This is a genomic window from Pseudomonas sp. B26(2017) (assembly GCF_002113045.1).
GTDB lineage: Bacteria > Pseudomonadota > Gammaproteobacteria > Pseudomonadales > Pseudomonadaceae > Aquipseudomonas.
Genome location: NZ_NEJJ01000011.1, coordinates 107,543 through 120,301, shown reverse-complemented (window position 1 = coordinate 120,301; position 12,759 = coordinate 107,543). Strand labels below are relative to the sequence as shown.

Here is a 12,759-nt window from a genome sequence, read left to right as displayed (position 1 = left end):
GCCCTCAGGGGCTGAACCGGTACGGGGCCGAAATGTCCCAATACCCACGAATTCCTTATAAAGAGTAGCGATCATGACTCAAGTTAAATTGACCACCAACTTCGGTGACATCGTCCTGCAACTGGACGCTGAAAAGGCGCCGGTCACCACCGCCAACTTCATCGAGTACGTTAAAAAGGGTCACTACGAGAACGTCGTGTTCCACCGCGTCATCAAAGGTTTCATGATCCAGGGCGGCGGTTTCGAGCCAGGCATGAAAGAAAAGAAAGACAAGAGCCCGAGCATCCAGAACGAAGCCGACAACGGTCTGAAGAACGACAAGTACACCATCGCCATGGCCCGTACCATGGACCCGCATTCGGCTTCGGCGCAGTTCTTCATCAACGCCTCCGACAACAGCTTCCTGAACCACACCGCCAAGACCGCTCAGGGCTGGGGTTATGCCGTGTTCGGTAAAGTGGTGGCGGGCACCGACGTTGTCGACAAGATCGAAGGCGTTTCCACCACGTCCAAGGCAGGCCACCAGGACGTACCGGCAGACGACGTGATCATCGAGAAAGCCGAGATCATCGAAGCGTGATATTGCTGATTTCAGACTTGCATCTGGAAGAGGAGCGCCCGGACATTACCCGGGCGTTTCTGGATTTGCTCGCCGGACGCGCCCGCTCGGCGAGTGCGTTGTACATTCTGGGCGACTTCTTCGAAGCGTGGATTGGCGACGACGCCATGACCCCTTTCCAGCGTTCCATCTGCCAGGCCCTGCGCGAACTCAGCGACAGCGGCACGGCCATATTTCTGATGCACGGCAATCGCGACTTCATGCTCGGCAAGGCCTTTTGCAAACAGGCCGGCTGCACGCTGTTGAAGGATCCGAGTGTCGTGCAGTTTTACGGCGAACCGGTATTGCTGATGCACGGCGACAGCCTGTGCACCCGCGACGAAGCCTATATGAAGCTGCGCCGTTATCTGCGCAACCCGCTCAGCCTGTTCATCCTGCGCAACCTGCCCTTGCGCACCCGCCACAAGCTCGCCCGCAAATTGCGCAGCGAAAGCCGCGCGCAGACACGGATGAAGGCCAATGACATCGTCGATGTCACGCCGCAGGAAATTCCGCGGATCATGCAGGAATACGGAGTGAAAACCCTGGTTCACGGGCACACCCATCGCCCGGCGATCCACAAGTTGCAGATCGGCGATCAGGCGGCGAAGCGGATTGTGCTGGGGGATTGGGATCGTCAGGGTTGGGCATTGCAGGTGGATGAGAACGGATTTGCGTTGGCGCCATTTGACTTTGCGCCACCGCCTGCACTACCCGCCCCTGCCACCGCCTGATCGTTCCCGGACTTAGTTGATCGTTCCCACGCTCTGCGTGGGAATGCCTCAATGGACGCTCCGCGTCCGCTTCGGCATGAGACGCGGAGCGTCCCGGGCTGCATTCCCACGCAGACGGTTCGACGCCTCGACGTGGGAACGATCTGCCTGACTTAGTGACCGCTGGCGGCCGGCCCTGCCTTGGCAGCAAACGGCGGTTTAGCCAGCCACACAATCAGAATCAACCCCATAAACCCCCATCCCAACAACATGAAGTAATCCACGGTGGAAAGCATGTACGCCTGACTGGTGAGAATCTGATCCATCTGCGCATACGCCGATTGGCTCGCGCCACCCAGCGAATGCAAGGTCTCGCGAGTCGCTGGTTCGAAGGTGCTGATGCTCTCGCTCATATAGGCATGATGCTGATCCGCCCGGCGAATCCAGATCCATGTCGTCAACGACGCCGCAAAGCTGCCGCCCAATGTCCGCAGGAACGTCGCCAGACCGGCGCCATCGGCAATCTGACTTGGCGGTAGATCCGACATCAGAATGCTCAAGGTCGGCATGAAGAACAGCGCCACCCCAATCCCCATGAACAGCTGCACCAGGGCGATGTGCTGGAAATCCACCTCGTTGGTGAATTCGGCACGCATGAAGCAGCTCAGGCCGATCGCCAGGAACGCCAGACCGGCCAGCAGGCGCAGGTCGAACTTGTGCGCGTACTTGCCGACAAACGGTGACAGCAGCACCGGCAGAATGCCGATCGGGGCCACCGCCAGCCCGGCCCAGGTCGCGGTGTAACCCATCTGGGTCTGCAACCACTGCGGCAGGATCAGGTTGATGCCGAAGAATCCGGCATACCCCAACACCAGCACCAGCGTGCCGATGCGGAAGTTGCGATAGGCAAACAGCCGCAGGTTGACCACCGGATGCTGGTCGGTCATTTCCCAGATCACGAAGACCGCCAGCGCAATCACCGAAATCGCCGCGCCGATGATGATGAAGTTCGATTCGAACCAGTCCAGGTCATTGCCCTTGTCGAGGATCACCTGCAAGGCGCCCACGCCGATGATCAGCGTGATCAGCCCGACGTAATCCATTGGCTGACGACTGGTGACCACCGGGCGCTTGGCCAGCTGCTGGCGCACCACCATCACCGCGAAGATCCCGATCGGCACGTTGATGAAGAAGATCCAAGGCCAGCTGTAACTGTCGGTAATCCAGCCGCCGAGGATCGGCCCGGCGATGGGCGCCACCACCGTGACCATCGCCAGCAACGCCAGGGCCATGCCCCGCCTTGCTGGCGGATAGACCGCAATCAACAGTGTCTGGGTCATCGGGTACAACGGCCCGGCCACCAGGCCTTGCAACACGCGAAAACCGATCAGTTCCGGCATCGAGGTGGAAATACCGCAGAGGAACGAAGCCAGCACAAACAGGATGGTCGCCCACAGAAACAGCTTCACCTCGCCGAAGCGACGGCTCAGCCAGCCAGTGAGCGGCAGCGCGATGGCGTTGCTCACGGCGAACGAGGTGATGACCCAGGTGCCCTGCTCCGAACTCACGCCGAGGTTGCCGGAAATGGTCGGCAGCGCCACGTTGGCGATGGTGGTATCGAGCACCTGCATAAAGGTCGCCAGCGACAGGCCGATGGTGCTGAGCAACAGGCTGGGCGGCGAAAAAGAGGCGTTATTGCTCATCGCGAATCCTTTGGAACTCGGCGGGTGCCGCGCTTGTTACAGACGCAGTCACCTTTGTGGGAGCGAGCTTGCTCGCGATCGCGGTCTGTCCGATAAATCAATGCTGAATGACACACCGCTTTCATCGGAACGCCGCCCGGAGCAAGCTCGTTCCCACAGGGGAAGGGATCAGCGTTGCGCGGTCTTGCTGACCGCCGCGCTGTTGTCGTGGATCAATTGGGTGATCATCGCGTCGGCTTCGGCCAATTGACGGTCGTAGACGTTGGTGCTGAACGAAGCCTTTTGCGGCGGCTGCTGGGCCAGTACCGGACCGCTCTGGTCATGCAGGTTGACCTCGACATTGGTCGACAGACCGACGCGCAGCGGGTGTTTGGCCAGTTCTTCGGCGTTGACGTGAATCCGTACCGGCACCCGTTGCACGATCTTGATCCAGTTACCGGTGGCGTTCTGCGCCGGCAACAGGGCGAACGCGCTGCCGGTGCCTGCGCCGAGGCTGTCGACAGTACCGCTGAACTTCACGTCGCTGCCGTAGATGTCCGACTCGATCTCCACCGGTTGGCCAATGCGCATGTCACGCAGCTGGGTTTCCTTGAAGTTGGCGTCGATCCACAGCTGATCCAGTGGAATCACCGCCATCAGTGCGGTGCCCGGCTGCACACGCTGGCCGAGTTGCACGGTACGTTTGGCGACATAACCGGTAACCGGCGCAATCAAGGTGCTGCGAGCGTTGGTCAGGTAGGCCTGACGCAGTTGCGCGGCGGCGGCCATCACGTCAGGGTGCGAGGAAACCACAGTGTCATCGACCAGCGCGCTGGTGGTTTTCAGTTGCTGTTTGGCATTGGCCAGAGCGTTCTGTGCCGAGGTCAGGTCATCGCGGGCGTGGGACAGTTCTTCCTGGGAAATCGCCCCGCCGGCCGCGAGATTTTTCCGCCGGTTGAAGTTGTCCTGGGCTTTCTGCACTTCGGCCTGTTGCGCGTTGACCTGAGCCTTCATGCCGTCGACGTTGCTGTACAGACCGCGCACCTGACGCACGGTGCGGGCCAGATTGGCCTTGGCACTTTGCAGGCCGACTTCGGCGTCGTTCGGGTCGAAGTTGATCAGCACCTGGCCTTCCTGAACCAGATCGCCATCGTCGGCGCCGATGCTGACCACGGTGCCGGTCACCAGCGGGGTGATTTCCACCACGTTGCCGTTGACGTAGGCGTCGTCGGTGCTTTCGCTCCAGCGCCCGATGAATTCGTGATACGCCCAGACACCGGCACCGGCGAGGGCAACCACAACGGCCAGCACCAGCAGCATCACCTTGCGTTTGCGCGGATTGCCAGTGTCCTGTGCGTTGTCTTGAGCTTGTGTGTTTTCGGCAGTGGCCATGACAAATACCTTGAATTAGTTGTGCGGCGTGGCTGGGGTGGCGTTGGCTGCGGTCAGGGCTTGCCCCTGGAAGCCGCCGCCCAGCGCTTGCATCAGTTGAATCGACAGGTCGATCTGCTCGGCATTCAGGTTGGCCAACTGACGCTGGGCCTGCAGCAATTGCTGCTCGATGCTGAGCACGTCCAGGTAGTTGCCGATGCCGGAACCGTAACGCTGGACGACGGTGTTGTAAGAGTCCTGGGCAATCTCGGTCGCGTGCTGCTGGGCGCCGATCTGCCGGCCGATATCACGCAACTGGTTGATCGTGTCGCTGACATCGCCCAAGGCTTTCACCAGGTTTTTGTTGTACTGCGCCACGGCGAGGTCGTAGTCGGCGTCGCGGGCATCGAGGTTGGCGCGCAGGCGTCCGCCATCGAAGATCGGCACCGAAATCGTCGGGGCAATGTTGAAGAAGCGACTGGCGGAACCGAACATCGCGTCCCCCAACAAGGATTCGGCACCGGCGGAAGCCGACAGGTTCAAGTTGGGATAGAAACGGGTCTTGGCCGAGTCGATGTCCTTGCTCGCCGCCTCGACACGCCAGCGCGCGGCAACCAGATCCGGGCGACGGCCCAGCAGTTCGGCCGGCAGCACCGATGGCAGCGCGACGGCGCTGGCTTGCAGGACTTTCGGCCGGGCGATTTCGCTGGCGCGATCCGGGCCTTTGCCGAGCAGTACCGCCAAAGCGATTTTTGCGCTGTTCAGGCGCTTTTCGGCGTCGATCAGGCTGGCTTCGGAGCTGGCTTCCAGGCTTTGGGTCTGCTGGAACTGGTACTGACTGTCGATCCCCGAGCTCAAACGACGCTGGCTCAGGTCGAGCATCTGCTTGGTGCGCTTGAGGTCTTCGTTGGCCAGGTCATAAACGATATGCGCCTGACCCAGATCGCTGTAGGCCCGGGCCACGTCGGCAGCCAGGGTCAGTTGCGCGGCCTGACGGTCGACTTCGGCGGCGCGGGCCTGACCGAGTGCGGCTTCCCAGGCGTCACGCTGACCGCCCCACAGGTCGAAGTTGTAATTGAAACCGGCGCTGATGTTGCGCGTGGTGGCGTAGGCATCGCCCTGCCCTCGCGGGTCCTGATCCTTGGCCAGACGCGAACGGCTGATGCCTGCGCTGGCGTCGAGGGTCGGATAGCGCTCGGCATCAGCGGCATACGCGGCGGCGCTGGCCTGATGGGCACGGGCGTCGGCGATCTGCATGTCCGGGCTGTCTTTCAGGGCCTCGCGGATCAGACCGTCGAGCTGCGGATCGCCGAGGCTGGTCCACCAGTCGCTTTTCGGCCACGCGGCCGGCGACAGTGTCACGCCATTGAGGGATTGGCCGACCTTAAGGTCTTTCGCATCAAGGTTTTTGCCATGGGTATCGAGGCCGCTGTAGTTGGCGCAACCGGCGAGGATCATCGCCGACAGCACCAGTGTCAGGCTGCTGCGCAAGGATTTACCGCTCATTGTGTTCACCTAACCGCTGGATGGTGATCGGGTCACCAGCCGCCAGCAAAATTTTCTTGAGGATGTATTCCAGGGTTTTCAACTCATCCGGAGTAATCGCGCCGGCCAGCTCATTCATGGCGTCGGCACCGATGTGCGGCAGACGATCGGCCAGCGCCTGACCTTGCCCGGTGAGCTTCAACTGCACCTGACGACGATCGCCTTCGCTGCGCTGGCGGATCAGGAAGTCTTTCTGCTCCAGACGGTCGAGCATGCGGGTCATCGAACCGCTGTCCAGCGACAGGTGCCGGCACAGCTCGGCCGGGGTGTCGACGCCGTACTGGGCCATGATGATCAACACCTTGAACTGCGCGGCAGTGATGCCGTGGGGTTCCATGTGGGTGTCGATGATCCTGTCCTTGAGCAAGGCTGCACGGCCGAGCAACAGGCCGAGGTGACAATGCTTGAATTCATCCGGGGTGAAATGCTTCATGTACGCACCTAATAACTGCCTAGGCAGTGAATGTATGTCGAGATGTTACTGCCTAGGCAGCGAATGTCAACGCAATAGTTAGGCTGCTTTGTAATTAGGCGATAACTGACCGCACGAGATCGTTCCCACGCTCTGCGTGGGCATGCAGCCCGGGACGCTCCGCGTCCCATTCAACAGCGGACGCGGAGCGTCCATTGAGGCATTCCCACGCGGAGCGTGGGAACGATCAGGTGTTTGGGCGTGGGGACGATCAGGCAATCCGGCGATGGAAAAAGCGGGCTAGAAATCCCGCTTGTAGAAGATGTCCAGCGAACTGGCCACGCCGCTGGCGGCTTCGAGGTAGACCTTCTTGCTCAGTTTGTAACGCAAGGCAATGGTATTGGCCGGTTCGAACACACCGACGCCATAACGCAAACTGAGCTTCTCCGAGATATTGCCGCTGGCCACCACGCTGGTGGTGTTGCCGCTGCCCTGGGTGTCGAGCTGGAAGTCCTGAATGCCCAGATCACTGGCCAGACTGCTGGTGACCCCGGAACTGCCCATCAGACCCAGACCGAGCGCCGCCTGCGCGAGCATGTTGTTGTCCTCGCCGGTGGTGCTCAGCGGACGCCCCAGCACCAGATAGGACAGCGCCTGCTCCTGGCTCATCGCCGGCTCGGAAAAAATCTGCGTAGTCGGCTGCTCGGCGCTGCCGCTCAAGCGAATGCCGGCGATCACGTCATCGGTCTGGCGAATCGCTTCGATGTCCAGATACGGCTGATCGATCGGCCCGGCAAACAGCAGACGCGCGCGACGCACCGTCAGGCGCTGACCATAGGCGCGGTAGCGACCGTCGTTGAGCCACAGTTCGCCACGGGTGTCCATGTTGTCGCCGATGTGCACGTGACCTTGCAGGTTGGCGGTCAGGCCGAACCCGGCGAAGCTCAGTTTGTCCTCGCCGACCACCACGTCGATGTCCATCTTCATGGCCATCGGTGGTTTGCCCTCTTCGGTCTGCGCGCCGACGATGATCGTGTCATCGCTGACTTTCACCGTCGATGGCGGCAGCTCGCGCACGGTGATTTCGCCTCGGGGCACCAGCACTTTGCCGGCGACCGCCAGTTCTTCGCCGGCCATGGAAATCTTCAGGTCCGGCGCCACTTCAAGCTTGGCGTAGGGCTCGACGGTGACCGGCAGTTGCGTACCCTTGAGCGCCAGATCCACCACCAGCGCCTGGCCCCATGCGACGTTGCCGCTGAGGCTGCCCTGCCCGGTCTTGCCGCTTTTCCAGCCGCCGTCCAGGCGCACCGATTCGCCAGCGATCACCGCTTGCAGTCGCAGATCCTGCAACTGCAACGGCAGTTCCGGGCCGGACACTTCACCGTCACTGAGTTGCACGGTGCCGTTGACCAGCGGCGCGAGCAGGCCGCCGGAAATCGTGCCGCTGCCGTTCAGGCGCCCGGTGAGTTTCTCGACCATCGGCACGAACGGCCGGGCCACCGACAGATCCAGCCCGCTGAGACGGAACGAGCCATTCAGCGGTTTGTTCTTCGGCAGCGGATTGAGCTGCGCCTGCACCATCAGCTCACCGAGTTTGCCACCGACGAAATTGAGGTCAGTGTCAATGCGTTTGGGCGTGAGTTTGCTGGTCAGCTTGAGGGTCTGGTACGGGAAGTCCAGCCACTGATCCTTTTCCTTCATGCGCAAGGTGCCGCCGCTGGCATCGACGCTGATCTGGCCGTTCGGGCCGCTGGCCGGCAGGTCCAGCTGCAGGTCGGCATTGAGCTTGCCCTGCCAGGCGAAATCCTTGGGCAGCCATTGCGCCAGGCTTTCGATCGGGAACTGCTTGAGGTGGTAACGCAGCTTCGGCTCCGGCATCAACCGCTGGTCTTCGCCGCACAGGCTGGCATTGCCGGACATCCAGCAATGGGCGCCGAAGTTGATCTTGCCGTCGGCCAGACGTTCGAGTTTCGCCGGGTTTTGCAGCTTCCAGTCCTGACCGCCGGCCTGGATATCGCCGCTGGCCAGACGCCCGCGCCAGTTGCCTTTGTCCAGGTTGCCGTCCAGCCCCAGCGCGAGTTTCAGCTTCGGCCCGAGCAGGTCGAGGTTGAGCTTCTGATTCTTGATATCGCCCTGAGCGCTGACGGTCAACACACCCAGGTTCGTGTCGCCAGCCTGGATGCCGCTACCCTTCAGATCGATTTTCGCCCGCTGCGCGCTGTCGAGGGTGGCGTCGAGGTTGAGGCTTTGCAGGCGGTTGTCCTGGAACACCAATTGCGAGCCTTGCAGGCCGAGCTTGCCTTGCGGTGCTTTCAGCGTACCGGCGACATCGACTCGACCGTTGATCTGCCCGCGCAACTGCGGCCAGAGCTGGGCCAGACGCGGCAGCTTGATATCGATCTGCCCGGCAAGCTTCTGTTGCAGGCTGCCCTTGCCGTTGATGCTGTTGTCGCCGAGACGGATTTGCAGGGCATTCAGATTCCACTGCTCGCCGGCGCCGTCGGCCTTGGCTTGCAGGATCGCCGGCTGGCCGCGCAGTTTGCCTTTCAGATCGAGGTCGGCATTTAGGCTCAGGCGCTCGTTCTTCATTTCGCCTTTGCTCTTCAATGGGCCGGCCAGCGTGCCCGGCAATTCCGCGACCCAATACGCCGGGTTGAGCGCCGACAGTTCCAGCGCGGTGTCCCAGGCGATGCCATCGGCGAACTGCACGTTCACATGGCCTTCGGCCTTGCCCTGCCCGGCTTCGAGTTTCAGCTGTGGCAGGAAGACCTGCTTGAGATTGCCGCTGAACGGACTGCTCAGGGTGAACGCCCCCGCCGGCCCATCTGCAGCGGCGGCAAAGTTACCAATGTATTGACCGTCGGTGTAGGAGACTTCGCCCGTGAAGGTACGCAACGTGACCTGCGGCTCGTCGATTTCCGGATACAGCCGATGCCACGGAAAATCCAGCCAATTGAAGTTGGCCTGAGCACTGAGGCCTTTGCTCCAGTCGACATAACCGGTGAGCTTGAGGCTTTGCTTGTCGCTGGCCGTCAGATCGAGGCCGGCGATCTGCGCGCCATTGGCGTCGACCTTGCCTTTGAGCAGCAACGCCATCGGACCTTTCTCGGCAGGCAGCGTCGCATTGCCGAGCAATTGGTAACCGTTTTTCAGGTCGCCTTCGCCGGTCAATACCAGTTGATTCAATTGCAGGGTGTCCGGCAGGTCGGCGCTCGGCTTGAACGCCTCCGAGGTGATCCGCACATTGGCCGGCAGGTTTTCCACCAGCGGTTGCAGCTCGCCGCTCAACTGGCCGTCGAGGTAGCCACGGCTGTCGGCGTGCAGGTTGAGGGTTTTCAGCAGGTCGCCGTCGATTTTCAGCGCCAGCGTCCACGGCTCGGGAGCCGGCGACGGCAAGGTCAGATCACCGGCGATGTTCAGCGGCCAGTTGCCGGTCGGTTGCAACAGACCGGACAGATTCAGGCTCAAGTCGTCACGCTGCAGTTTCACGCTGTCGATCTGCAGGCCTTTGGCGGTCCAGTGCGCCGCCAGTTGCAGGCCTTTGAGCTCTTCACTGCCGTTGAACAGCAGACTGCCGACCTGCACGTCGCCCAACTCGATGGCCACGGGCAATTGCAGATCAGGAAGTTTGATCGGACCGCTTTCGGTGACTTCTTCGCTCGGCGGAAATTGCAGGCTGACGGTATCTGCCTTGAGCTGTTCGATGCATAGCGTCATGCGCGTCAGGCACAGCGGCGACCATTCGAAGATCGGCTTGTCCAGTTCGACGCGGCTGGTGTCCTGCTGCCACAACAGGTGATCGGCGCTCCACTGCCCGCCGAGGCGACCCTGGAAATTGTCGACGCTCAAGCCCGGAACCAGTCCCAACACCCAACGGCTGCCGGCCTGCGTTCCGAGTACAACGGCAATGCTCAATACCATCAGCAGCACCAGCGACAACAGCGCCAGCGCCGACATTTTCAAACCACGCTTCACAGCTCAGGCCCCATGGAAAAGTGCAGCCGGATGCCGCCATCGTCGTCCAGCGCGTGGGCCAGGTCGAGGCGGATCGGCCCCACCGGCGAGACCCAGCGCACACCGATACCGACCCCGGTCTTGAGGTTCGGCAGTTCGAGTTTGTTGAAGGAGTTGCCCTGATCGACGAAGGTCGCCACGCGCCACTTCTCGGCAATCGAGTATTGGTATTCGACGCTGCCGGCCACCATGTAGCGCCCGCCGATGCGGTCGCCTTCGGAGTTCTCCGGGGACAGGCTCTGATAGTCGTAACCACGCACGCTCTGATCGCCACCGGCGAAGAAGCGCAGTGACGGCGGCACCGACTTGTAGCCGTTGGTGGCGCTGCCGCCGACCTGTACCCGGCCGAGCAAACGGTGCTTGTCGAACACGGTGGTCAAGCCTTTGACCAGCGCCGTGCCGTAAACCAGGTTGTTGTCCGAGCCGAGGCCTTCTTTCGCCACTTTGCTTTCGAAGGTCAGGCGATAGCCATTGTGCGGATCGATGCGGTTGTCGCTCTTGAGGTAGGAATAGCTGACGCCGGGCATCAGCAAGGTGCTCAGGCCGGAGTCGTCACCGAGCTGGTATTCCTCGCGCTGCCATTTCAAAGAGATCACCCGCTGCCAGCCGCTCGGCAGTTTGCTGTGCCATTCCGGGCCGAAGGTCAGCAGCTTGCTCAGGGTGTCGGAGCCGTCGATGTCCTCGTATTGATAACCGCCGGCCCAGCGCAGCTTGTCGGTCAGCGGCGGGTCGAGCGGGATGTCGTAAAACAGGCCGACGTTCTGCCGTGGCGCGGACAGTTCGGCCTCCCAGCCATAACTGTCGCCCTGCGGATTGACCCAGTGACGGGTCCAGTTGGCCTTGATTCGCGGGCCGACGTCGGTGGAATAACCAAGACCCAGGCCCATGGTGCGCGGCTTGCGGGTATCGAGTTTGACGTCCACCGGGATCACGTCGTTTTTTGCGGCGGTCGGCGCGGCGTCGACCCGCACGCCTTCGAAGTAACCGCTCGATTGCAGGTCGCGGTTGAGTTCGGCGATCAGCTCGGAATCATACGGCTCGCCGGCCTTGAACGGCACCATGCGTTGCAGCAGGTCTTCATCGAACGGTGTGTCGCCTTCAAAACTGACTTTGCCCAGCGCATAACGCGGGCCGCTTTCGTAGATCAGTTCGACGTCGGCGACCCCGGCGCGGGGATCGACCATCAATTTCTGACTGGTGAAACGACCGCTGAAGAAGCCATAGCGCGAAGCCTGGTTCTGAATCAGGCGTTTGGCGTCTTCGTAACGCCCATGGTTGAGCACCGCGCCGGGCTTGAGCACGTCGCTTTTCGGGACTCGAAAGGATTTGAGGGAGGCCGCCGGGCCGTCGATGCGCACGGTCACGTTACGCAGGCGGATCGGCTCGCCGGGATCGATGTTCAGCACCAGTCGCGGTTTTTCGCCGCCCTTGACGTCACTTTCGATCTGCGGCTGGTAATAGCCCAAGGCCTGGGCGGCCTTGCGCGCCTGTTCTTCGGCGCCGCGACTGAAGCGCTGCAAGGCTTCTTCGTCACGATCGCCGAGGCTGCCGATATAGCCTTCTATATTGGCTTTCAGTTCATCGTTGGACGGTTTGATCCGCACATCCAATTCACTTTGCGCCAGCGCCGCGCAGCTGGTTAACAGCATGAGCACGCCACTGGTAAATCTTCCTGGAAACTTCATAGGCGCGGATGCTATCACGGGCTTGGGAACGTGATAGAAGAGGAAATTTCCGAAAAAGTTCGATGGTTATCCCGTTGCAGTTTGTAACACCTGCGGGTTGGCATGGAAAAACACGTGCTCGCGCACCGGGCCGACAGCGACTTCGCCGATTTCTTCGTAACCCTGACGCTTGTAGAACTCCAGATAACGCGGGTTGCCGGTGTCGAGGATCACGCCTTGAGAACTTTCGTCCACCGCGCACCAATTGTGCACCGCTTGCAACAATTGTTCGCCGAAATGCTTGCCCTGAAATTGTGGGTGCACACCGAGCAGCGGCAGCATGTGCACCGAGTCGGTCGGCACGCAGGCTTCGACAGCGGCGTGGTATTCCAGATAACGGCGGGTGCAGCGAAAACCGGTGCTCAGCACCATGCGCAAACGCCAGGCCCAACTCTCGGTGACGCCCAGACGCCGTTGCGGCGGCGCGATCAGGGCGATGCCGATCAAGCGGTCGTTAACTAACAGCCCGATAGCCGGCAGATCCTGCAGGAAATGCTGTTTGACCAGTTCCCGCACCGTCGCGCGCACCCGCTGCTCGTAACCCGGACGTTCGGCCTCGAACAGATAAGCGAAAGTCGGCTCGTGGCGATACGCCTGATAAAGAAGGGATCGCGCTTCCCGGGAATAGCCGCGGTCGAGCATGTGGATGTCGGCGATGGCAGTTTGGGTTTCAGGCATGACGGTGATTCTCCCTGGACAG

General features: G+C 61.4%; 9 protein-coding genes. 2 read left to right on the top strand and 7 right to left on the bottom strand.

Annotation, left to right across the window (positions count from 1 at the left end; genetic code table 11):
- Window positions 1-73: 73 nt before the first annotated feature.
- A complete protein-coding gene (locus tag CAF79_RS17715; protein ID WP_085690022.1) occupies window positions 74-580 on the top strand; it encodes a peptidylprolyl isomerase in 507 nt (168 codons plus the stop codon).
- Window positions 577-1,332: a UDP-2,3-diacylglucosamine diphosphatase gene (gene lpxH, locus CAF79_RS17710; RefSeq protein WP_085699077.1), complete on the top strand. Its 756-nt coding sequence runs from the start codon at window positions 577-579 to the stop codon at window positions 1,330-1,332. Before CAF79_RS17715 ends, lpxH begins: the two co-directional genes overlap by 4 nt.
- A 152-nt stretch (window positions 1,333-1,484) precedes the next feature.
- On the opposite strand, the gene CAF79_RS17705 is transcribed toward lpxH, so the two are convergent.
- The 7 genes from CAF79_RS17705 to CAF79_RS17675 form a co-directional block, all read right to left on the bottom strand.
- Window positions 1,485-3,014: a DHA2 family efflux MFS transporter permease subunit gene (locus CAF79_RS17705; RefSeq protein WP_085699075.1), complete on the bottom strand. Its 1,530-nt coding sequence runs from the start codon at window positions 3,012-3,014 to the stop codon at window positions 1,485-1,487.
- 168 nt (window positions 3,015-3,182) lie between these two features.
- Window positions 3,183-4,385 (bottom strand): efflux RND transporter periplasmic adaptor subunit, encoded by a 1,203-nt coding sequence (locus CAF79_RS17700; protein WP_085699073.1) that lies wholly within the window; start codon window positions 4,383-4,385, stop codon window positions 3,183-3,185.
- A gap of 15 nt (window positions 4,386-4,400) precedes the next feature.
- Window positions 4,401-5,870 (bottom strand): efflux transporter outer membrane subunit, encoded by a 1,470-nt coding sequence (locus tag CAF79_RS17695; protein ID WP_085699071.1) that lies wholly within the window; start codon window positions 5,868-5,870, stop codon window positions 4,401-4,403.
- Window positions 5,860-6,342: a MarR family winged helix-turn-helix transcriptional regulator gene (locus CAF79_RS17690; protein WP_085699069.1), complete on the bottom strand. Its 483-nt coding sequence runs from the start codon at window positions 6,340-6,342 to the stop codon at window positions 5,860-5,862. Before CAF79_RS17690 ends, CAF79_RS17695 begins: the two co-directional genes overlap by 11 nt.
- A gap of 279 nt (window positions 6,343-6,621) precedes the next feature.
- The gene (locus tag CAF79_RS17685; protein ID WP_085699067.1) at window positions 6,622-10,296 is read right to left on the bottom strand and encodes a translocation/assembly module TamB domain-containing protein; all 3,675 of its coding nucleotides are present in this window, start codon (window positions 10,294-10,296) and stop codon (window positions 6,622-6,624) included.
- A complete protein-coding gene (locus CAF79_RS17680) occupies window positions 10,293-12,020 on the bottom strand; it encodes an autotransporter assembly complex family protein (protein ID WP_085699065.1) in 1,728 nt (575 codons plus the stop codon). Before CAF79_RS17680 ends, CAF79_RS17685 begins: the two co-directional genes overlap by 4 nt.
- A 66-nt stretch (window positions 12,021-12,086) precedes the next feature.
- Window positions 12,087-12,737 (bottom strand): N-acetyltransferase, encoded by a 651-nt coding sequence (locus CAF79_RS17675; RefSeq protein ID WP_007951503.1) that lies wholly within the window; start codon window positions 12,735-12,737, stop codon window positions 12,087-12,089.
- Window positions 12,738-12,759 lie beyond the last annotated feature (22 nt).